Raw genomic sequence first — 21,436 nt, 5'->3', positions numbered from 1 at the left:
TTGGGTGATAATATCGTGAGTTTGACCGATTTATTCGTGATTTTGGCAGATATAAACTAAGTTTGATCGATAAAATCAAAAATTTGTTCGATATCCACGAGAATTCGTGCGATAACCCCGTGAATTCGCAATTTACTCGTGAGTTTGAGCCGTTTACTCGTGAGTTTGGGCCGTTTACTCGTGAGTTTGGGCCGTTTACTCGTGAGTTTGGGCCGTTTACTCGTGAGTTTGAGCCGTTTACTCGTGAGTTTGATCGATTACTTTTGAAAGGGTCAGCCCGTCACCGATTGGGATTAGCATGGATTCCAGTTGAGGATGTTTGGCCACGGTTTCATTGAATGCCTTCATAAAGGCAGTGTGACGTTTAGGTTCAGCATCCGGATCTGCGACACTGCCCCTTGCAAGTACGTTATCCATGACGATTAAAGCGCCTGGTTCTGCGAGTTTAATGCAATATTGCAGGTAATTTTCATAATTGTCCTTGTCAGCATCTATAAAGAAGAAATCAAATTTCTTGTTATCATGAGCGAGTTTTTCAAGGCTTAGCAGGGCTTCTCCGGTCATATAGGATACTTGATCGCCAAAGCCAGCTTTGGTTAGATTACGATAAGCTAACTTTGCGTATTCCTCCTGTAATTCAAGGGAGGTTAATTTACCTTCGCTGCCGAAACCCCTGGCAAGGCAGATCCCGCTATAGCCTCCAAGAGCGCCTATTTCCAACACATTTTTAGCTCCTGAAATAGATATGAGCATGGTAAGAAGTTTTCCAGATGAGGGAGATACCGATATGGACGGCATTCCGTTTTCTTGTATGGACGCAATGACTTCTTCCAAGAGATCATCTTTAGTATAAAATAATGAATCGATATAACTGTTAATTTGTTTCATTCATTTCCATTCCTTTCTCATTGGAAGTTTCCTTTTCTTCACTGCCCTTTTCGGCTGCTTCTTCATTTTCTTGTATTTCGAATAATTGAATGAATTCGTTGATTAACATATCAATCGCTTTTAATTCACCGACTAAGATTTTATGTAGTCGTTAGTTTAGCATAGATGATAAAGAACAGTGTTAATTCGGCTATTATCACAATATTCGGTACACTGACAAACAAATTAAAAGTAAAAAAGACGGCTAAAATCCCTAAAAATAACCCTAAATGATATATTTGCAACCGCTGGTGTTTATGTCTATATTGGTGGAAAACAAACGTTGCTGACATGAAATAGAGCAATACGGAACCAAAAACAAAATAGAGGATAAATGAATAATGGACCTCATGTAAAAACAATAACCTGATGGCTGCTGCAATCATGCTTATAGACATTAAAATAAACAGATGACCGTAAATGATGATTTGGCCGGAAGATTGTACAGACTTGTCGACTTTCTTGTCCATATTATCGAAATATTGCCACCACATGGCTATTATCAGGGCAAATGAAATGATGGAAAAGGCTACCGAATCCCAATTTCCTTGTTTAGGTTGAATGACCGCAAGCGTACTGACAAGAGCTTCCCCAAAGAGAATGATGGTAAATAGGCCAAAGCGCTCCAACAGGTGGGCCGTATTTGTAGGAACCTTTTCCAAGCACTTTCTTCCAAGGATCGGGACAATGATATCGACCAGGATGCCCAAATACAACACAGCATACCTAAGCCAAGAATCAAAAAGGACGGACAATATTGAAATGGCGATTCCAATCCAAAAATACCTTCCCAAAAAGAGTGCTGCCTTTTTTCGAAATCCCTCTTCTATCCGCTGTACAACGAGATATTGGATAGCCGTAACGGCTCTTAAACCAATATAACCAATTAAGAAAGAAAGGTAATAAGGATCAAAATCTGCAGATAAGCTTGATGTCATGATCAGGACAAAAAACATTTGCAATATCAAAAATAGCCGTTGATGAAATACATCCTTTCCAAACCGGTTAATAAATATGGTTTGCCCTACCCAAGCCCACCAGATAGGAATAAAAATCAGCACGAACTTTAATAAATACTCTGGATGGATATATCCATCTTCAACATGCAGTAAAACATGAGTTGCGCCCGCAACGGCCGCCACAAATAACAAATCATAAAAGAGCTCTAACCATGTAACTTTCTTTTCATCCATTTCTGTACTCCTCCCAACGCCTTATAGGTTATAGTATGTTGGAAACATTCAGAAAATGGAAGGGGTCCAATATAACTTTGGGGTAAGATATGAAGTTCTTTTTTTCCAATATTAAGTTAAGCAAAATTTAGTACATACAAGCTTGTAATTAAGAATAACGTCACTTTTTTACTTTTGATATATTGTGGTGCCGCATGAGATAAACAGGGAGGGAAGTAGATGACCCGAACCATCGGCCTTATTTGCGGCAGTTTACGGGAAAATCCTTATAATCGAATCATTGCTCAATCATTGATAGATATGGTTGATTCGTATCAATTAAATCCTCCATCCAGGACGTCGACGGTATCATTATCATAAGTCCTGAGTACGATTCTGAATGCCAGACGTATTAAAAAATGCATTGGACTGGGCATCAAGACCTCGTGAGCCCACCGTTCTAACCAAAAAACCAGTTGGCCTTGGCAGACAGTCGGCGGAAAGGGAGGGATTTCTGAAATCAAGCTACTTCTTCTTGGTTTTCGTAAAATATGAACGTTGATTTCCCTTTCATTTTGATTAGATGAAGCTAAGTTTATCCCTTTAAAACGCCTCATTCCACCCCCTCAACTTTCATCCCCGAATCCCCTTTAAACCTTGTCCTCATGACCTCACTTGCCTCCAAACTGCATATGTACAAACCTTCCAAATATATCCTGTATTGAAAAATGATTACATGCAGTATTGTGCACAAATGTTTAAAGAGTATATTATTGTGCAGTAACCATGACAACATTCGGACTGAGAAACGCTACATTTTTAATGAGAAGTGAGATATCGTAGAAGCAGGGAGAGGGATTGAGAATGTTTTTAGATGAAAGAAGCGCCAATTTACTAAAACTATTACAGCATTCGCCCATTTCAAAAATGAAAGAACTTGAAGCCCAAACAGGTCTGACGAGAAGGCAGATTCAATATGGATTGAGCAAAGCGAATGACTGGCTCCAATTTCATGGATATCAACCGATTCAATATAATCGTGAAATGGGCTACTCCTTTTCTGAAACAATCAGGGATGAAGAATTGAATGTAAAACTGACAAAACGCAATTATATATTTTCAGAGACAGATAGGGAAAAGGTTTTTTACCTCATGATCCTGTTAAGCCAAGAAGAATTGTCTGTCTATCATTTCCAGACGATCACCGGGGTTTCGCGAAATACGGTGCTGAAGGATTTAAAAAGACTTAAAGAGAAAAACAGGGACATATCGCTCAAGATCCAGTATTCCAAACAAGATGGCTACGTGGTGATTGGGGACAGCCGAACAAAGAGATATATCATTGAACGTCTCGTGCATGATGTACTGAACAGTTCCAATAGTGAATGGATCATGGAGTGCATATGGGGAAATCATGAAAAGCAAATCAGCTCGATCCGGTTGCAGCTTGAAAGGGCTGAACGTAAATTGGGCATCACCTTTACGGATGAACGGCTTCATGAACTGAGCTATTTATTTCTATGTACAGATCAGCTCATAGGAAAAGGGGAAGAGTTACAGGCCGACCAGAGCTGGGCGCCGTTTGTTGCGACGGAAGAATACAAACTGGTCGAGGAGATGACCAGAACGGATGCCTTTCAATCAGTATGGAGCCAAACGGAAAACTTATATGCAGCCTTACATTTATTGAGCATGAATCGAACGAAGGATATTTCCCCTCTTAAGGATGATGAAGTCATTCAACACCTTTTGCAGGAAATCGTGGAAGAGTTCGAGAGGCTGGCATTTGTTCACCTGAAAGACAAAGAGCAGCTATGCCAGCAATTATACGTTCATTTTAAACCGGCATATTATCGCCTGCGGTATGGTCTCCCGCAAATGAATCCGATGACGGGACGGGTGCAGAAGGTATATCCCGAACTGCATCATTTGACAAAGAAATCCCTGTGGGTGTTGGAGAAAGAGGTTGGCTGTCCAGTATCGGAAGAAGAAGTGGCCTATTTCACGATTTATTTTGGCGGATGGCTGCGCAGGCAAGGAACCACATTGGATGATCGAAAACGGGCGATTGTCGTATGCCCGAATGGTATCGGCATCAGCAATATCCTCATTTATACATTAAGGGAGTTATTTCCCGATATTTTGTTCCTGGATGTTTTGTCCGTTAGAAATGCGGCTGAATACCCGCTGTCGTACGATCTTGTTTTCTCGACGGTGCATATGAGAACAAATGCGGCATTATTCGTTGTACCGCCGATTTTGGAAATGCAGGACAAACATACATTGCGCCAGCAGGTCATGCAGGAATTGTATGGATATACGACGGAAAGTGTGGATGTTGCAGCTTTATTAAAGATCATTTCCAAGTATGCAACCATCCATGAACAGGATCAGCTTGAAAAGGCTTTGAAGTCGAATGTGTATACCGATACACCAAAAATAACCCAATTTTCTTTAAAGGAGGCAGAGAAGCCCGTGTTAGAAGAACTGCTCAATATGCAAACGATCCAATTACAGGAGCAAGTTTCCGATTGGAAAGAAGCGATTCAAGTCGCGGCTAAGCCTCTCGTAGACTTAGGTACCGTTGAAGAACGATATGTGGATGCCATGATCGAGGCCATAGAAACGAATGGACCATATGTAGTGATAACGCCCGGAGTGGCGATTCCCCATGCACGCCCGGAGCAGGGGGTCAGGTCTTTATCCATGAGTTTGCTGAAATTGGACGAAGCCGTGGACTTTGCTCCGGATAAACCGGTCCGCCTGATTATCATTTTGGCGGCCGTAGATAACGATTCGCATCTGCGGGCATTGATCCAGCTCACTCAATTATTGAATGATCCGGCCAATATAGAAGAAATAGTAAGCACTTCAGATAAATCGGTCCTTATGGAGTACGTTCATAAATATTCGAAGGAGGAAGCGGAATGAAAATCATGGTAGTATGCGGAAACGGATTGGGAAGCAGTTTCATCATGGAGATGAATGTGAAGAAAGCATTGACGGAAATGGGGAAGACGGCCGAGGTGGATCATACGGATCTGGCATCCGCAAAAACGGTTCAAGCTGACATTTTCCTGGGGGCAGCGGATATTGTCGGCCAGCTGGATGATGGAACCCGGACGATCGTCACACTGGAGAACATGATGAGCATCCCTGAAATCAAATCTAAATTGGAAATGCATGTAGGATAAAAAAAGGAGAGATTGATATGAAGAAAATCATGGTAGTATGCGGAAATGGATTGGGAAGCAGCTTCATCATGGAGATGAATGTGAAGAAAGCATTGACGGAAATGGGGAAGACAGCCGAGGTGGACCATACGGATCTGGCATCCGCAAAAACGGTTCAGGCTGATATTTTCCTGGGAGCGGCGGATATTGTCGGTCAGCTGGATGATGGAACCCGGACGATCGTCACACTGGAAAACATGATGAGCATTCCTGAAATCACATCGAAATTAACTTCACATCTATAAGAAGAAAACATAAAGAAGAGGGGGAGAGGCAATGCTGGAACTTATCATGAATGACATCTTGGGTACACCTTCCATACTTGTGGGGCTGTTTGCCCTCATTGGACTGCTGTTACAGCGGAAATCCAGTGCGGATGTCGTATCTGGAACGCTAAAAACCGTCATGGGCTTCATTATCATCGGAGCGGGAGCGGCAGTGCTCATTGGCGCCCTTGATATATTCAGTAAAATGTTCGATCATGCATTCAACGTACAAGGCGTCATACCGAATAACGAAGCCATTGTCGCAGCCGCCCAAAGTGATTTTGGGACTTCGACTGCACTTATCATGGTATTTGGGATGGTTGTCAATGTTTTGCTTGCTCGTTTCACGCCATTTAAATATATATTTTTAACGGGACACCATACCTTATTCATGGCTTGTTTACTTGCAGTCACCCTATCCGTCGGCGGGCTCAGCGGATTTCCGCTTATCTTGGTCGGCTCCATCTTATTAGGAGTATGTATGGTGTTGTTCCCAGCCCTCCTTCAGCCATACGTACAGAAGATTACCGGCAGCGATGATTTTGCCATCGGCCATTTTGGGACAATCGGATATTTCGTATCCGCGACTGTGGGAAAATGGTTTGGAAATAAGGAAAAAACGACAGAGCAAATCAAGGTTCCCAAGTCTTTAGGATTCCTGAGGGACACATCGGTCGCTGTATCGCTTACGATGACGATGTTCTTCGTGATCGTCGCATTGTTTGCCGGGCAGAACTATATTGAAACGGAATTATCCGGCGGTTCGAACTTCATCGTATTCTCTTTCATCCAGGCGATAACATTTGCTGCGGGAGTCTACATCATCCTTGCAGGAGTACGGATGTTAATTGCTGAAATCGTCCCTGCATTCAAAGGGATTGCCGATAAAGTGGCGCCGAATACAAAACCTGCATTGGACTGTCCGACCATCTTTCCATTCGCTCCAAATGCAGTGATCATCGGGTTTCTATTCAGTTTCCTGGCTGGACTACTATCCATGTTCCTCCTTCCGGCACTTGGATTGAAAGTAATCGTTCCTGGGCTCGTACCGCATTTCTTCACCGGAGCTGCAGCAGGTGTTTTCGGAAATGCCACGGGAGGCAGACGCGGAGCGATGCTTGGATCGTTTGCCAACGGACTCATCATCAGTTTCCTGCCGGCAATACTTCTGGTCTTCTTGGGGGATGTAGGGTTTGAAGGCACCACATTTGGTGATTCGGACTTCGGTGTGGTAGGTCTCTTGATCCTGAGTGTCATGAAACTTTTAGGATTATCCTAAACTGTTATACTGATAAGGTACAGAAATAAAAATATATGAATGAAACCAACAGCCTAAGATCTTATAGATAATGGGCTGTTGGCATTTTAACATCATTCTGATTTTTGAGGTGATTGGCATGGCCAACAAAGCAATTGTGCTTGATTTGGATGGCACGACATTGAACGAAAGAAATACTGTGAATGAGACGCTGGAACAATACATAGGCGAACTTAGGGAAAGCGGTAAGCTGATTTTCATTGCAACAGGAAGAACGCTGGAAGAGGTGAGGGACGTTTTGCCGGCCGGCATGGAGGCCGACGGAATGGTGACCGCCAATGGAATGTCCGTATTCATCGGAAAGGAACAGATTGTCGAACACGCCCTGTCGACGGAACTTGTCGAAGAATTGGTCGCCAAAGCAGGAGCGGAAGAGATTTTTTACGAAGTTCATCCGAACGAAGGAACACGGATGGCATTACTTAAAGATAAAGACTATATGGTTAAACAAGGTTTGATACCAAAACCTGGGACAGTCGATGAAAATGAATGGCTATCAAGACAGGATGCAGTCGAAGATAAAATAAGATGGTCAGAACAACTGGATATAAAGAGCGTCGCCAAAATCTACTTTTTCAGCAATGAAATGAATACGATTCGAAAATGGAAAGCGGAGTTGGGGAAAATCAAGCAGTACAATGCCTTTACCACAGCTTCCTCCACCCATCATAATGTAGAAGTGACCGTGGAAGGCATCACAAAAGCAACAGGCGTTCAACTGCTGCTGAAACATTTTCAGCTAGCACCCGAAGAGATCCTGGCAGTGGGCGATGGCGAAAATGACCTCCCGCTATTTAAACTCGCCGGACATTGCGTTGCCATGAAAAACGCCACTGACCTTGTCAAAGAACAAGCCGATGAAGTGACGGAGTATTCATATCGAGAAGATGGACTGTATCGCTTTTTAAAGGGAATGTTTCACTGAAACCTAGAAGGGCAAAGAAAATCCTATCTTTAGTTACCACAAGTTTTAATCCCTCTATTTTAAAATAGAAAAAAGACTGTCAAAAAAGTTCCATCTAAATTTAAAGCAAAGTTAATTGGAACGGAAGGTGCGACACTCCTGCCGAATAACTGGCTAGCCGAGACCCCACAGACGCTTGCTTTGATGCGGCTTGCAGACAGTCGGCGGAAAGGGAGCGGGTTTCTGGGATCAACTGAATCATTCTTATTATAAACTCCACCTCCATAAAACGCCCAAAAAAAGAAGCTACAAATGAAGAATATCCTCTTGAAGAGATGCTGATTGAAAGAAAATAGTTTCTTTGAAAAGGCAAGGCAAGGAGAGCAGACCTTAATGGGTTTGCTCTTTTTTTACTTTTTTTAAAGTTCAACTTCACGTTATCAATAAAATGCATGCAGATTGTCTTAATGGCCATAATGATTTTTATTCACAAAATTTCATTAATATTGACGGTATCAATCTATGACTTTATCATAACAGCAGGATAATGATAATCATTTTCAATTATGATTAACTCGTAAAGAAGGTATAGATGACGGGAAGGGTGCAAAATATGAGGGAATTTAGAAAAGTAAGAACGTTTGGGGGAGGAGCATTCATCCTGTTACTTGCGATTATGGTGATGTTATCAGGATGTAATAATTCTCAAAAAACAACAGAAGCAGAGAAGACTTCTGCCAAAACAAGTAATCAAGAAATAAGGACGATTAAGCATGAAATGGGAGAAACGGAAATGAAAGATACTCCTAAAAAAATCGTTACGCTTGAGTTATCTTTCGTTGATTCTTTAAATGCCCTAGGGATAAAACCTATCGGGATTTCAGATGACAACAAAAAAGATATGATTACAAAACTTGTAGGTCAAGAAATGGATTATACTTCTGTAGGGACACGTGAGCAGCCTAATTTAGAGGTGATCAGTTCTTTACAGCCCGATTTAATCATTGCAGATGCTGAGCGGCATAAAGGGATTTATAAAGATTTGCAGCAGATTGCTCCTACCATCGTTTTAAAAAGTCGGGAATCTACCTATCAAGAAAATCTGGATTCATTTAAAACGATTGCAAAGGCAGTGAATAAGGAAGATGCTGCAGAAAAAAGATTGAGTGAGCATGAAAAAACGATTAAGGAACTTAAATCAAAGCTTACTGTTGATTCAAATATGACGGTTTTACCAGCAGTTGTACGAGATACTTCATTCCAAGCCCATACTTCATCTTCTTATGATGGAGAATTGCTTGAGCGCATGGGAGTGAAAAATGCCATTCAGCAGAAACAGCCACATGCCGAGATGAACCTTGAGCAGCTTGTCGAGATCGATCCGGATGTGTTGCTTTTAGCGAACAATGAGGGTAAGTTACTTACTGATGAGTGGAAAGACAATCCACTTTGGAAAGACTTGAAAGCTGTAAAAAACGGACAAGTGTATAGTGTTGATCGGGATTTATGGACAAGATACCGTGGTGTTGTATCAGCGGAGGCCATTGCTAAAGACACTTTAAACATGCTTGGTGAAGAATAAAGGAACAAAAGCGAAGTAAGAGATTCCATTCTTACTTCGCTTTCCATTAGGTTTAAATTTAGTTAGGAAGTGTGTTGTATAGCGATGGAAACTGTAGCTAGAAGTAAACTGAAAGTGTATTGTACCGCTATCGCTGGAATCGTTTTGCTGATTTTAGGAGTCCTGACGAGTATTTCTGTGGGAGCGTCCGATATTGATGCATCAATGGTTTTGAAGTCCTTTTTTGAGGCCGACTCGTCCAAGGAACAGACTATTATAAGGACTCTTCGATTGCCACGAGCTTTAGTTGGAGCATTGGTCGGTGCCAATTTAGCGGTAGCGGGTGCTCTCATGCAGGCTATTACCCGGAATTCATTAGCTTCTCCACAAGTGTTTGGTGTTAATGCCGGTGCCTCATTTTTTATTGTGTCCGCATTCGTTTTCTTTCCTAACCTTTCTTCCGTGTCTCTAGTTTGCGTTGCATTCATTGGTGCAGCAGTGGGAGGGATGGCAGTCTATTCTTTTGCTTCGGGAGGAGGAATGACCCAAGTGAAGCTGGCATTGGCTGGAATGGCTGTTCACTTTTTTTTATCTTCTTTAACGCAAGGCATGATCATCTTTAATGAACAAGCGAAAGATGTGCTCTATTGGTTAGTTGGGTCAATTAATGGAAAAACATGGGCGCACGTGAACATGATCCTTCCTTGGTCTCTTTTCGGACTGCTTGTTGCTGCCATGTTCTCTCGATCTGTTTCCATCCTTGTCTTAGGAGAAAATATGGCGCAGGGACTTGGGCAGCGGGTGTACCGAATCCGTATTTTAGCAGGAATATTGGTGATCATTTTGGCAGGATCTTCGGTTGCCGTCGCAGGCCCAGTGGGATTTGTGGGATTGATCATTCCTCATATCGTCAGGAGGCTGGTGGGCGGGGATTATCGAAGGATCATCCCTTTTTCTGCATTATTCGGCGCTTTACTCTTAGTGTACGCAGATATTCTCGCACGTTTCATCGCTTATCCTTTTGAGTCGCCGGTAGGCATCGTAACCGCTATGATCGGTGCGCCATTCTTCCTTTATTTAGCGAAGAGAGGGAGGAATATTAAGCAATGAAACTAAAACGGACATTTGGGTTGAAATCAACTTTGCCCCCTTATGCTATTATCCTGTTGCTGACGGTTACCGTGCTGATTTTAGCAATGGTGAGCCTGGGCTTAGGAGCCATTTATATTTCACCTTTAGAAATTCTCCAAAATTTCCTTGGAAATGGCATGCAAAGTCAGTCATTCATTCTGCACAACTATCGCATACCGCGCATTCTGATTGCCGTGATAGTGGGGGCCGGATTGGCAACGGCCGGAGCCATTCTGCAAGGAGTCCTTCGAAATCCGCTGGCTTCTCCAGATGTGATTGGGGTAACAAAAGGGGCCGGATTGGCAGCAGTTATCGTCATTGTTTTATTCCCGCAATCGCCCATTATCATACTGCCTCTTTCAGCATTTATCGGAGCGGCGGTAATGGCGGCCATTTTGATGATATTTGTTTATAAAAAAGGAGCACAACCAAATACGATAGCTTTGGTCGGAATCGCTTTAGGGGCCATATGTCAAGCTGGCATAGAGTATTTCATGGTCAAGTTCCCGGATGATGTAAACACGACACTGCTGTGGTTGACTGGCAGTCTATGGGGAAGAGGATGGGATCAAGTATTCATTTTGCTACCATGTATTATGCTTGTACCGGTATTGATTGCATTAACTTCTAAAATGGATGTACTGAGCCTTGGAGACGATATGGCCACAGGTCTCGGTGAAAGGTCAAAATTACTGCGTTATATATTGTTAAGCGTTTCAGTCATATTGATCGGAATCTGTGTAGCTGCGGTTGGTTCAATCGGGTTCATTGGTTTGATCGCCCCCCATATTGCAAGGAGAGTGGTAGGGTCAAAATTCAAGGTTTTACTTCCTGCTTCAGCTCTTTTTGGTTCTATCTTTCTACTTGTTGCCGATAGCCTGGGAAGAGGATTATTCCCTCCAATAGAAATCCCCGCCGGAATTATCACTGCGGTGATTGGTGTACCATATTTTTTATATCTATTGCGCCGTGAAAGAAAAATAACATAAGGAAGGCTGAATATCATGACAACATTATCAGCAGAGCATCTTTCGCTCTCTTATGGGGCAACTCAAATCATTGATAATATCGATTTGGAAATTCCTGAAGGTAAGATCAGTATAATCATTGGTTCCAATGGTTGTGGCAAATCTACGATTCTGCGGTCTCTAGCTAGATTATTGATGCCGGAGCAAGGCACGATCTATTTAGATGGAAAGGCCATTCATCAGCAATCTTCCAAAGAAGTGGCCAAGAAATTGGCCATCTTACCCCAAGCTCCGGAAGCTCCGGAAGATATAACCGTTAAAGAACTATGCTATTATGGCAGGCATCCGCACAAAGGCTTATTTTCCAGACAAACCCCAGAAGATCATAGGATTGTCGAACGTGCCTTATCAGCAACAAAAATGACGGAGTTCGCTGATCGGACATTGGATGCATTATCTGGAGGACAAAGGCAAAGAGCATGGATTTCGATGGCCTTGGTACAAGAAACCGACCTTTTACTGTTAGATGAACCGACAACCTATCTGGATTTAGCGCACCAAATTGAAATATTGAAATTACTGCGCGATTTAAACGAAACGTATGGACGCACGATTGTCATGGTTCTGCATGATTTGAATCAAGCGGCACAGTATGCCGATCATCTGATTAGCATCAAGCAGGGAAAAATCTATAAAGAGGGACCGCCTGAAACGGTATTCACAAAAGAGATGATCAAGGACGTTTTCAGACTGGAATGCTGCATTATTGAAAACCCTGTTGATCAAACGCCTCTATGCATTCCCATTGGTTTATCTCAGGATTAGAAAAACTATTTCTAATAAAGTTAGAGATTAGAGTCTATCGATGGCAAAAAAACATCAGGGGGATTTCCCATCCCCCTGATGTTTTTTTTTCTTATTTATTTCCTGGGGCAGGTTGATCGACCCCTGTAATTCTATGTCTATGCCCATCATCTTCCGTTGTATAAAAATCATAGTAATGAACATGCATTCCATTTCCAACCGGAATGGGCGGTCCCGAATATGCCTTATAATAATGGGAATGTCCATCCTCAAATAACACATATCCTTCAGTATAATGAATATGTCCTCCCTCTTGTGCTGAAATTGGCGGGGATGTTACATCTAAACATTGATGGACATGGCCGTCCGCTATGGAAGTATAATCAACAGATCCATGATTGTGATGTGGTACAAACCCAGATACAAAATCATTTTTTCCTACCTTATTCAATCTCTTCACCCCTTGTACATAATAAGAAACGTTTTATAAAACTTATGCATGGAACAACAAGAAGATTCTTAACGACAAAATTTATGGAGGAGGGATTAAAACGTGGAAAACCAGAATTATAATATAATAATTCCACAGTTAAATGTTAAAATGGAAAGACTTATATATTAAAGGAGACTATTATTTTGGAAGCCAAATGTATTAAATTCTATGAGTTTGGGGATCCGCAAGAGGTTTTAAAGGTTGAAAATAAATGTATTCAAAGACCTTTCGAGGGTGAAGTCCTCGTCCGGATGATCACACGTCCCATTAATCCGTCTGACTTGCTGCCCATTCGCGGTGCCTATTCCCACCGAATCCCCTTGCCTTCCATACCTGGTTATGAAGGGGTCGGCATTGTTGAAGAAGTGGGTCCATCGGTTTCGAAAGAGCTGATAGGCAAGCGTGTTCTGCCTTTGCGCGGTGAAGGGACCTGGCAGGATTTTGTTAAAACATCAGCGGAGCTGGCCATCGTCATTCCGGATTCGATTGAAGACCATATAGCAGCCCAATTATATATAAACCCGGTAACCGCATGGCTAATCTGTACAGAAGTATTAACTTTGAAACCGGATGATGTATTACTCGTAAATGCTTGCGGATCTTCCATTGGCCGTATACTCGCCCAGTTATCCAAGATTCTTGGATTTAAGCTGATTGCTGTAACGAGAAACGATAAGTATACGGAAGAACTGCTTAAACTTGGTGCTTCATATGTGATCGATACATCCCGATCATCATTACAGGATACTGTGATGGAACTGACGAATGGGCGCGGTGCGAAAGCGGCCATAGATTCAGTGGGCGGCATCGATGGTTCAGAACTGGCTTTTTGTGTACGGCCTAATGGCATCTTATTGACGATTGGCCTTTTATCAGGACAGGCTGTGAATTGGGCGGAAATTTCACGAAGGACAAAAGTGGAGGTTAAAATGTTTCATCTTCGGCATTGGAATCAGCAGGCTTCCGTTCGAACTTGGCAGGAAACATTTAACCTTTTGATGGGGTTCATTGCTGATGAAAAGTTGAAGTTCATGATGCCCGATTCCCACTACAGCCTTCAAAATGTTCAAGAAGCGATTATTGTCACGAGCAATAAAGGGAAGATATTTTTAAGCAGCTGATTTCGCAATGGATAACCACTTAATTGAAGCATTCATCTTGCTGCTCTTCCAATAGGTTCCTAAGGTAAAGTGAAATGGCCCCTGATAATATGGAATTACTTGATTACCTGTAAGGTGCTAGTTTAGAATGCGGAATAGGACATGTTGATACTGATACGACTTTGGAGGAAATACTTATGAAAACAATATATGTGAATGCTACATTTTTTACGATGGACAAGGAAAACCAAATCATTGAAAACGGTATGATGATTGTACAAGATCATACCATATCCTACATCGGCCAGCATGATGAACAGCAATTGGCAGATGCAGATCATGTGGTCAACCTTGGCGGGAAATGGATCATGCCAGGCCTTGTGAATGCCCATTCGCATATTGTAATGACCCTTTTACGCGGTATCGGGGATGATATGCTGCTGAAGCCATGGCTTGAAACGAAAATATGGCCGATCGAAAGCCAGTTTACAACGGAAATCGCCACTGTAAGTTCACAGCTAGGCATTATGGAAATGATGAAATCAGGAACCACGACATTTTCGGATATGTTCAATCCTAATGGAATAGATGCCGGTGCCGTCATGGAGACGATAGGCGAAACAGGAATGCGTGGAGCCTTTTCCTATACGATTTTCAGCTTGGGTACCGAAAAAGACCAAAAAGCGAACCTCATGGGGGCTGAGCAGTTTTCAAAAAACTATAAAGCATTTGCCGATGGCCGCCTGACTACCATGGTCGCACCACATAGCCCATATGCCTGCACGCCTGAAGCGATCATGGAAAGTGCACGAATTGCGAAAGAGAATGATTTGATGGTGCACATCCACGTATCGGAAACGGACTTTGAAATCCTCGACATCGAAAAACGTTACGGATCCCGTCCTGTCGAGCACCTTCGCCGTCTAGGCCTGTTCGATCAGCCCACCGTCATGGCACATGGTGTGGTCCTTAATGATGAAGAGCGGGCGATCCTAAAACAGCATGATGTTCGCGTTGCCCATAATCCAATCAGTAACCTGAAGCTCGGATCTGGGATAGCAGATGTCGTCAGCCTTCTTGATGCAGGCATTAAAGTGGGAGTGGCAACAGATGGCGTCGCCTCCAATAACAACTTCGATATGTTCGAAGAAATGAGGACAGCCGCATTACTGCAAAAAGGAATGTATAAGGATGCCACAAAATTCCCTGCCCAAACAGCACTCGCCATGGCCACAAGAATGGGCGCCGAAGCGATAGGCATGGGTCATACAGGATCACTGGAAGCTGGTAAAAAAGCAGATTTCATCACCATTTACCCGTATAACAAAGAACATCTGCAGCCACTGAGTGAAGCCTATTCACACCTGCTCTATGCAGCACGCGGAAATGACGTATGTGATGTATACATTGATGGAAAAGTGGTAGTGAAAGATGGCCGCTGCTTAACGATCGATGAAGAAAAAGTAATCGCCGAAACCAATCGTCTGCAAGGCACCCTATCAAGATAACACTGATGGGAAAACGACCGGATGCACAAAAGAAAGGAGCTGCCATTGGCAGCTCCTTTTTTTTATGGGTTGCGGGAGTAACTATTTAGAGGTATCGAATGGCAGTAAAAAAGGAATGGCCGCTAGTATTGTGGAATAAATGTTCTTAACACTTAGAAAAATCCGTCGTGAGTCCAGTTTCTTAATAAGAAAATAGGTAGGGCAAAACGGTTAAAAAAGAAAGGCTCTTTTCGTAAAGATTGTTGTTTTTAAAACGAAACGATTTAAGGTTGATTGGAGCGGAAGTGCGAGACTCCTGCGGGAGCAGCGGGACAGGTGAGACCCCACAGGCGTTTACGCCGAGGAGGCTCACCGCCCGCCCCGCGGAAAGCGAGCATCTGGAGGGGAAATCAACCACTCTACATTACTTGGTAAATAGCAACAAAGTATGGAAAAACAGCCAAATAAAAAAAGAAAAAAATGCTGCTGACCGCAATTATAACCAAACCAACTGGATATAAAATCTTTGCCAGCATTGATCATGAACTTCACCAATAGTTGAAAAAGGAGGACAAGATGAATGGACAGGGAATCTTCATTATTAAAAGAGCATTTGTATAAGCTGGAGGAGAAATTGTTAAAATTTGAAGTTCGTACATCTCCAGAAGAGCTTTCATCATTATTGAAAGATGATTTCTTTGAGTTCGGCAGTTCGGGTAACATATGGTCAAAAAGCGATTTTATGGGGCAAGAGGGTGCCGGATCGGTGAACATGACCCTAAGTCAATTTGAGATGCATCCATTGTCTGATGATACCGTGTTAATTACATACCGGATTTTTGATGAAGATAAGCTGGAACATACCTTAAGAAGTTCAATCTGGAAATGTGCGAATGAAAGATGGCAGATGTTTTTTCATCAAGGCACAAAAACAAAAGGGCCCCTTTAAGACTTTTATTTATGAAAAAGAAAGTACTCCCTGCTTGAAAACTATTTCACTAAAATGATAGGGGTGGATGAAGTTGATCTTTCGTACCATTGATACGGACAAAGATAAAGATACTATCATTAAATTTCGGAAAGATTCCTTTGTTGTAAGTTTTGGAACTGAAGCTGGTTTTGGAGATGAACATGCCTATCTGCAACGAATGGAAGAATGGGTCCGCAAATTTCCGGATGGACAGGTGATCATTGAAAAGGACCAAGAACCGATTGGACAAATGGAACTTCAAATTCGGGAGTACGAAGGAACTGAAATTGGCTATGTGAATCTATTTTATCTTATTCCCGAATACCGCAGTAAAGGCCTTGGCAAGGAATTGGTCCGCTACGCAGAAAACTTTTTCAGGCAATTTAATGTATCCGAATATCAATTAAGGGTTTCTCCGGATAATCAAAGGGCGATTTCTTTATATACGAATTCAGGCATGGTGAAGATAAGGGAAGAAAATGAAAAATACCCTGTATGGAGAATGAGCAAATCATTATAAAAGTAGAAATATAAAATATATTAATATAATAAAAAAGTATCGATTCACTATACTATGAAACTATTTATAGCGATGAAAAATATGGTTGACTTTAGCGAAATTAGAATATATAGTGAAGGACATAATTAAATATAACGTTAATTCTTATCAAGAGATGTGGAGGGACTTGGCCCTATGATACCTCGGCAGCGGGTTTTTACTTTTGTAAAAATACTGTGCTAATTCCAACGGACGAAAGTTTGAAAGATAAGAAGGAGCTTTTCTTAGATAATTAATTTAAGAGTTTACTCTTTTTTATGTCTAAAAGAGGCCTCTTCTGTCTGATGACGGAAGAGGCCTCTTTTGTTTATTCAAAATGTATATGGTTATTTTGAGAATGGGTGCAATTACTCGTGAGTTTCGCGCAATAATCGTGAGTTTGGTGGATTTACTCGTGAATTTTGCAGACTTACTCGTGAGTTTGGTGCAGTTACTCGTGAATTTTGCAGTTTTACTCGTGAATTTCGAAAATGTAACCCTATTATTATGAAACGTTGCAAAGCTCTTCTCTCTGGATAAGGAATGCGTACAAATAAACAACAAGGGGGAGATTGGATGATTGAGTTTCAGGATGTTAAAAAGGTTTATCAAACAAAGAAACAGACTGTCGAGGCTTTGAAGGGCATTGACTTGACAGTGGAAAAGGGGGATATATTCGGGGTAGTCGGTTATAGCGGGGCCGGAAAGAGTACGTTGATCAGGTTGGTCAATTTGCTTGAACATCCTTCAGATGGTTCGGTAATTGTTGGTGGCAAGGATTTAACCAAATTAAGCCCGAAGGAATTACGGGCAGAAAAGAAAAAAATCGGGATGATCTTTCAGCATTTCAACTTACTAAACTCAAAGACTGTTTTTGATAATATTGCCATGCCGCTGGTATTATCGGGAACTCCAGCTAAGGAAATTCAAAAACGTGTAGGCGAGCTGTTGGAGTTCGTTGGCTTATCGAGCAAAGCAAAGAGTTATCCGGAACAATTATCCGGCGGGCAAAAGCAGCGGATCGGCATTGCGAGGGCATTGGCTACGAATCCATCGATCTTATTGTGTGATGAAGCTACGTCGGCATTGGATCCACAAACAACGAGTGCAGTTCTGCAGCTCTTAAAAAAAATTAATAAAGAATACAATATCACCATCCTGCTAATCACTCATGAGATGTCTGTCATTCGGGAAATTTGCAATAAGGTAGCGGTCATGGAGGGCGGCTGCGTCGTTGAACAAGGTTCGGTTTTCGAAGTTTTTGCCAAGCCGCAAACGGATATTGCAAAAAACTTCGTGAGAACGGTCATACATGACGAAATTCCACAAAGTTTCTTAAAAAGCATAGGGTCCCATATCCCGATTATTTGGAAAATTAATTTTATTGGAACTACTTCGGGTACTCCTTTACTATCAACCATCTCGAAGAAATATGATGTTCATTTAAGTGTCTTATCAGCCAATATTTCTGAAATCCAGGAAACTCCTTTCGGGAATTTGATCATCGAAGTGACAGGGAGCAAAAATGAGGTCGACAAGGCTTATCAATATATTAAAGATGAGGGGATTCTCGTCCAGGAGGTGCAAGTATAAATGGGTAATACGCTTTGGGGAATGGAAATAACGGCAGAGCAGCTGTCGACAGCTTTCGGTGACACACTTTATATGGTAGCCATCTCATTGATATTTTCCGGATTGATCGGGCTTCCGCTCGGTATCCTGCTTGTCATTACAAGAAAGGGTCACATCCTGGAGAATAAATGGATTTTTAATGTATTGAACCCGATCATCAATATCCTGCGGTCCGTTCCTTTCATCATCTTGCTTGTAGCACTCATTCCGTTTACAAGAATGATTGTCGGCAGTGCGATCGGAACGAATGCGGCCATTGTTCCGCTAATCTTTTACGCGGCTCCTTATATTGCCCGGCTTGTGGAAAACTCGCTGTTGGAAGTGGACAAAGGGATCATCGAGGCAGCTCAGGCGATGGGGGCGACAACATGGCAAATCATTTACCGCTTTTTGATTCCCGAGGGACTTAGTTCGTTGATCCTGACATTTACAACAGCGACAATCGGGCTTGTTGGATCTACGGCGATGGCAGGTGCCGTCGGTGCAGGCGGGGTCGGGGATTTAGCCTTGGCTTACGGTTACCAAAGGTTCGATACGATGACGATGATCGTCACAGTGGCGGCGCTCGTGATCATCGTTCAATTATTGCAATCCACCGGGAACTTTATTTCAAGAAAAATAAGAAGAAGATAAAACGAACAGGAGGCAGGAAAAATGAAAAAAATCTTATTAACGATCATGGTATTGGCATTGGCCATCGTGGCTGCAGCATGTGGAAACGATGAGGGTGCATCAGGAAGTTCGGATGATGTAAAAACTGTGAAAGTCGGTGTCAGCAGCGGGGATACGAGAACATGGGAATACATTGTCGATTTGGCGAAAGAGGAAGGACTTAATATCGAACTGGTCACTTTCAATGATTATATCCAACCGAACCTTGCGTTAAGCGAAGGTGAAATTGATGCCAATTCATTCCAAACCGTCGCCTATTTCGATGAATTCGTTCAAGATCAAAATCTGAAATTGGAGGCCATCGGGTCGACTGTCATTGCACCTATGGGCCTTTATTCAAAAAAACATAAAAGTCTCGAAGATCTTCCGGATGGTGCTACGATAGCCGTTCCGAATGAAGCAACAAACTTTGGCCGTGCACTGCTCCTGCTTCAGGAAGCTGGATTGATTACATTGAAAGAAGAATTCAATGGATCGGGATCATTGGAAATCATTAAGGAAAATCCGAAAAACTTGAAAATCCAGCCTGTTGCTGCCGGCAATACACCGCGTCTATTGGATGATGCCGATGCTTCAGCCATCAATAATAACTTTGCCGTCGAAGCAGGCCTTACATTAAAAGATTCTTTATTCCATGAAAGTAAAACGGCGAAACCATATATTAATATCATTGCAGTTAAAAAGGGAAATGCCGATCGTCCTGAGCTGCAAAAATTAGTGGAGCTTTATCAATCGAAAGAAGTGGAAGCGTTCATTGAAAAAACGTTTAAAGGAAACACCATTCCTGCCTATGTTTCTGTAGATGAATTAGTGAATTATCAAGACGCTTGGACAAAACCAGCTAATGAAAAGTAATGATGTATTCAAGAAAAAGGGGAGATAAGAGCATGGCGAGAGAATCAGTGCTGAAGCAGCATAAGCAAATCATTGAAGATCATATCGACCTTAATTCCGATTTATATATCGAAACGAGCCAAGCCATTCATGCCAAACCTGAAATTGGGAATCAAGAGTTCTTCGCCTCGGATACATTAACCGGAATACTTCGAAATGAAGGATTTGAAGTGACCCGCAATATTGCCGGGCATGAAACAGGATTCATCGCCAAAAAAATCTCTTCAAAGAAAGGACCTACAATTGCCTTTTTAGCCGAGTATGATGCATTGCCGGGTTTAGGCCATGCTTGCGGCCATAATATCATCGGAACAACGAGTGTTGCGGCAGGCATTTCCCTGGCTCAAGTGCTGGAGGAAACGGGCGGAGAGGTGATCGTTTTCGGAACACCGGCTGAAGAGGGTGGGCCGAATGGAAGTGCAAAAGGAAGCTTTGTGAAGCACGGTCTATTTGATGGGGTGGATGCGGCCATCCTTATCCATCCTGCAGGAAAAACGGGTGTAACAAGTCCGTTTTTGGCTGTCGACCCCCTTGATTTTCATTTTTACGGGAAGTCAGCACATGCAGCAGCTGCACCTGAAGAAGGCGTGAATGCACTTGACGGTGTGATTCAGCTGTTCAATGGCATTAATGCTTTGCGTCAGCAGCTCCCGGCCGAGGTCAAAATTCATGGAATCATCACCAATGGCGGGGAAGCGCCTAACATCATTCCTGAATATGCTTCCGCCAGATTTTACATTAGAGCAACAACATGGAAACTTTGCCAGGAGGTATCCAATAAAATACGTGCAGTTGCTGAAGGGGCAGCACTTGCCACAGGAAGCACGGTTAAAGTGGAACGTTTCCAAAATGAAGTACTCGATTTTGTCATCAATCCAGTTCTGGATGAACTGCTAAAAGAAGAACTGACTCAATTAGGGGAAGCGGTGGCTCCTCGAAAAGAGAGTGGCTTTGGCTCGACGGATGCAGGTAATGTAAGCCATGCAGTGCCGACAGCACATCCTTATATAAAAATTGGACATGATGAGTTGATTGCCCATACGAATGAATTCCGCGACTGTGCCAAATCTCCTGCTGGAGACAAAGCCATCCTGACCGGAGCAAAAGCTCTAGCACTTACAGGGTATAAATTGCTTTCGGATAAAAACCTGTTGGATCAAGTGAAAGCGGCATTTCATGAAGCGAAGCAAAAATAAATAAGATGCAGGAAAAAAATAGTTGACTACGGAGCATGTAGTTAGTATTATAATAATACCAAGTAATTAAATAGGAATTATAGGTTAATTGACCGGAAAACCGGAGACTTTTCTTTCATGTAAAGAGGTGTCTCCGGTTTTTTGTGAATGGGCAAGTCAATACGTATTAA

21 protein-coding genes, 1 pseudogene and 1 riboswitch are annotated in these 21,436 nt (G+C 42.4%); of the genes and pseudogenes, 18 read left to right on the top strand and 4 right to left on the bottom strand.

The genetic code is table 11. The features are described 5' to 3' along the window. Positions 1–237 precede the first annotated feature (237 nt). The 3 genes from NYE65_RS07395 to NYE65_RS07385 are packed head-to-tail and all read right to left on the bottom strand — an operon-like array spanning position 238 to position 2,120. Positions 238–888 carry an O-methyltransferase gene (locus tag NYE65_RS07395; RefSeq protein WP_328175889.1) on the bottom strand — a complete coding sequence of 217 codons (651 nt, stop codon included), beginning with the start codon at positions 886–888 and terminating at the stop codon, positions 238–240. Beyond that, a complete protein-coding gene (locus NYE65_RS07390; protein WP_264639418.1) occupies positions 875–997 on the bottom strand; it encodes a hypothetical protein in 123 nt (40 codons plus the stop codon). The genes NYE65_RS07395 and NYE65_RS07390 overlap by 14 nt, the downstream gene beginning before the upstream one ends. Positions 998–1,028: 31 nt before the next feature. Beyond that, positions 1,029–2,120 carry a low temperature requirement protein A gene (locus NYE65_RS07385; protein WP_340860261.1) on the bottom strand — a complete coding sequence of 364 codons (1,092 nt, stop codon included), beginning with the start codon at positions 2,118–2,120 and terminating at the stop codon, positions 1,029–1,031. A 219-nt stretch (positions 2,121–2,339) separates the two neighbouring features. Between NYE65_RS07385 and NYE65_RS27185 the strand changes: the two are divergent. The 10 genes and pseudogenes from NYE65_RS27185 to NYE65_RS07335 form a co-directional block, all read left to right on the top strand. Then, positions 2,340–2,583: pseudogene (locus tag NYE65_RS27185) on the top strand (NAD(P)H-dependent oxidoreductase); the annotation flags it as partial. A 380-nt stretch (positions 2,584–2,963) separates the two neighbouring features. Continuing rightward, positions 2,964–5,030, top strand: a complete 2,067-nt coding sequence (locus NYE65_RS07375) for a BglG family transcription antiterminator (RefSeq protein WP_340860258.1) — start codon at positions 2,964–2,966, stop codon at positions 5,028–5,030. After that, positions 5,027–5,293, top strand: a complete 267-nt coding sequence (locus tag NYE65_RS07370; RefSeq protein WP_048883162.1) for a PTS sugar transporter subunit IIB — start codon at positions 5,027–5,029, stop codon at positions 5,291–5,293. The genes NYE65_RS07375 and NYE65_RS07370 overlap by 4 nt, the downstream gene beginning before the upstream one ends. Positions 5,294–5,310: 17 nt before the next feature. Further along, entirely contained in the window at positions 5,311–5,577 is a 267-nt protein-coding gene (locus NYE65_RS07365; RefSeq protein WP_053536259.1) for a PTS sugar transporter subunit IIB, read from the top strand. A 31-nt stretch (positions 5,578–5,608) separates the two neighbouring features. Further along, entirely contained in the window at positions 5,609–6,877 is a 1,269-nt protein-coding gene (locus tag NYE65_RS07360; RefSeq protein ID WP_340860254.1) for a PTS ascorbate transporter subunit IIC, read from the top strand. 118 nt (positions 6,878–6,995) lie between these two features. Further along, on the top strand, positions 6,996–7,841 hold the full coding sequence (locus NYE65_RS07355) for an HAD family hydrolase (protein ID WP_340860253.1): 846 nt from the start codon (positions 6,996–6,998) through the stop codon (positions 7,839–7,841). A gap of 592 nt (positions 7,842–8,433) precedes the next feature. Then, positions 8,434–9,402 carry an ABC transporter substrate-binding protein gene (locus NYE65_RS07350; RefSeq protein ID WP_340860251.1) on the top strand — a complete coding sequence of 323 codons (969 nt, stop codon included), beginning with the start codon at positions 8,434–8,436 and terminating at the stop codon, positions 9,400–9,402. Positions 9,403–9,486: 84 nt separating this feature from the next. Next, entirely contained in the window at positions 9,487–10,491 is a 1,005-nt protein-coding gene (locus tag NYE65_RS07345) for a FecCD family ABC transporter permease (protein WP_340860250.1), read from the top strand. Beyond that, positions 10,488–11,501, top strand: a complete 1,014-nt coding sequence (locus tag NYE65_RS07340) for a FecCD family ABC transporter permease (RefSeq protein ID WP_340860248.1) — start codon at positions 10,488–10,490, stop codon at positions 11,499–11,501. The genes NYE65_RS07345 and NYE65_RS07340 overlap by 4 nt, the downstream gene beginning before the upstream one ends. Positions 11,502–11,516: 15 nt before the next feature. Continuing rightward, positions 11,517–12,305: an ABC transporter ATP-binding protein gene (locus tag NYE65_RS07335; RefSeq protein ID WP_340860247.1), complete on the top strand. Its 789-nt coding sequence runs from the start codon at positions 11,517–11,519 to the stop codon at positions 12,303–12,305. 91 nt (positions 12,306–12,396) lie between these two features. Here NYE65_RS07335 and NYE65_RS07330 read toward each other — a convergent pair whose 3' ends face one another. Next, positions 12,397–12,735 carry a YmaF family protein gene (locus tag NYE65_RS07330; protein WP_098863897.1) on the bottom strand — a complete coding sequence of 113 codons (339 nt, stop codon included), beginning with the start codon at positions 12,733–12,735 and terminating at the stop codon, positions 12,397–12,399. 185 nt (positions 12,736–12,920) lie between these two features. On the opposite strand from NYE65_RS07330, the gene NYE65_RS07325 reads away from it, so the two are divergent. The 8 genes from NYE65_RS07325 (at position 12,921) to NYE65_RS07290 (ending at position 21,266) form a co-directional block, all read left to right on the top strand. Next, positions 12,921–13,898 (top strand): zinc-dependent alcohol dehydrogenase family protein, encoded by a 978-nt coding sequence (locus NYE65_RS07325; protein ID WP_340860245.1) that lies wholly within the window; start codon positions 12,921–12,923, stop codon positions 13,896–13,898. 176 nt (positions 13,899–14,074) lie between these two features. Further along, on the top strand, positions 14,075–15,385 hold the full coding sequence (locus tag NYE65_RS07320) for an amidohydrolase family protein (RefSeq protein WP_063575207.1): 1,311 nt from the start codon (positions 14,075–14,077) through the stop codon (positions 15,383–15,385). 559 nt (positions 15,386–15,944) lie between these two features. Beyond that, positions 15,945–16,313 carry a nuclear transport factor 2 family protein gene (locus NYE65_RS07315; protein WP_340860243.1) on the top strand — a complete coding sequence of 123 codons (369 nt, stop codon included), beginning with the start codon at positions 15,945–15,947 and terminating at the stop codon, positions 16,311–16,313. A 73-nt stretch (positions 16,314–16,386) separates the two neighbouring features. Further along, positions 16,387–16,854, top strand: a complete 468-nt coding sequence (locus NYE65_RS07310; protein ID WP_340860242.1) for a GNAT family N-acetyltransferase — start codon at positions 16,387–16,389, stop codon at positions 16,852–16,854. Positions 16,855–16,995: 141 nt separating this feature from the next. Next, a riboswitch (SAM riboswitch) is annotated at positions 16,996–17,107 on the top strand. Between the two features lie 341 nt (positions 17,108–17,448). Then, positions 17,449–18,465, top strand: a complete 1,017-nt coding sequence (locus tag NYE65_RS07305; RefSeq protein WP_106026237.1) for a methionine ABC transporter ATP-binding protein — start codon at positions 17,449–17,451, stop codon at positions 18,463–18,465. A 21-nt stretch (positions 18,466–18,486) separates the two neighbouring features. Continuing rightward, positions 18,487–19,137, top strand: coding sequence for a methionine ABC transporter permease (locus NYE65_RS07300; protein WP_340862102.1), 651 nt, complete (start codon positions 18,487–18,489; stop codon positions 19,135–19,137). Positions 19,138–19,158: 21 nt separating this feature from the next. Then, a complete protein-coding gene (locus NYE65_RS07295; RefSeq protein ID WP_106026236.1) occupies positions 19,159–20,031 on the top strand; it encodes a MetQ/NlpA family ABC transporter substrate-binding protein in 873 nt (290 codons plus the stop codon). Positions 20,032–20,063: 32 nt separating this feature from the next. Further along, on the top strand, positions 20,064–21,266 hold the full coding sequence (locus tag NYE65_RS07290) for a M20 family metallopeptidase (RefSeq protein WP_328175867.1): 1,203 nt from the start codon (positions 20,064–20,066) through the stop codon (positions 21,264–21,266). The last annotated feature ends 170 nt before the right edge of the window (positions 21,267–21,436 follow it).

Origin of the sequence: Peribacillus sp. FSL R5-0717 (assembly GCF_038002945.1) — a bacterium.
Lineage (GTDB): Bacteria > Bacillota > Bacilli > Bacillales > DSM-1321 > Peribacillus > Peribacillus frigoritolerans.
Note: the sequence above shows the minus strand (reverse complement) of the source record. Positions and strands in the feature narration are given on the sequence as shown.

Coding starts and splice junctions, on each gene's coding strand:
- NYE65_RS07395 (WP_328175889.1), bottom strand. CDS start 888: ATGAAACAAATTAACAGTTATATCGATTCATTATTTTATACTAAAGAT.
- NYE65_RS07390 (WP_264639418.1), bottom strand. CDS start 997: ATGTTAATCAACGAATTCATTCAATTATTCGAAATACAAGAAAATGAA.
- NYE65_RS07385 (WP_340860261.1), bottom strand. CDS start 2,120: ATGGATGAAAAGAAAGTTACATGGTTAGAGCTCTTTTATGATTTGTTA.
- NYE65_RS07375 (WP_340860258.1), top strand. CDS start 2,964: ATGTTTTTAGATGAAAGAAGCGCCAATTTACTAAAACTATTACAGCAT.
- NYE65_RS07370 (WP_048883162.1), top strand. CDS start 5,027: ATGAAAATCATGGTAGTATGCGGAAACGGATTGGGAAGCAGTTTCATC.
- NYE65_RS07365 (WP_053536259.1), top strand. CDS start 5,311: ATGAAGAAAATCATGGTAGTATGCGGAAATGGATTGGGAAGCAGCTTC.
- NYE65_RS07360 (WP_340860254.1), top strand. CDS start 5,609: ATGCTGGAACTTATCATGAATGACATCTTGGGTACACCTTCCATACTT.
- NYE65_RS07355 (WP_340860253.1), top strand. CDS start 6,996: ATGGCCAACAAAGCAATTGTGCTTGATTTGGATGGCACGACATTGAAC.
- NYE65_RS07350 (WP_340860251.1), top strand. CDS start 8,434: ATGAGGGAATTTAGAAAAGTAAGAACGTTTGGGGGAGGAGCATTCATC.
- NYE65_RS07345 (WP_340860250.1), top strand. CDS start 9,487: ATGGAAACTGTAGCTAGAAGTAAACTGAAAGTGTATTGTACCGCTATC.
- NYE65_RS07340 (WP_340860248.1), top strand. CDS start 10,488: ATGAAACTAAAACGGACATTTGGGTTGAAATCAACTTTGCCCCCTTAT.
- NYE65_RS07335 (WP_340860247.1), top strand. CDS start 11,517: ATGACAACATTATCAGCAGAGCATCTTTCGCTCTCTTATGGGGCAACT.
- NYE65_RS07320 (WP_063575207.1), top strand. CDS start 14,075: ATGAAAACAATATATGTGAATGCTACATTTTTTACGATGGACAAGGAA.
- NYE65_RS07315 (WP_340860243.1), top strand. CDS start 15,945: ATGGACAGGGAATCTTCATTATTAAAAGAGCATTTGTATAAGCTGGAG.
- NYE65_RS07305 (WP_106026237.1), top strand. CDS start 17,449: ATGATTGAGTTTCAGGATGTTAAAAAGGTTTATCAAACAAAGAAACAG.
- NYE65_RS07300 (WP_340862102.1), top strand. CDS start 18,487: ATGGAAATAACGGCAGAGCAGCTGTCGACAGCTTTCGGTGACACACTT.
- NYE65_RS07295 (WP_106026236.1), top strand. CDS start 19,159: ATGAAAAAAATCTTATTAACGATCATGGTATTGGCATTGGCCATCGTG.
- NYE65_RS07290 (WP_328175867.1), top strand. CDS start 20,064: ATGGCGAGAGAATCAGTGCTGAAGCAGCATAAGCAAATCATTGAAGAT.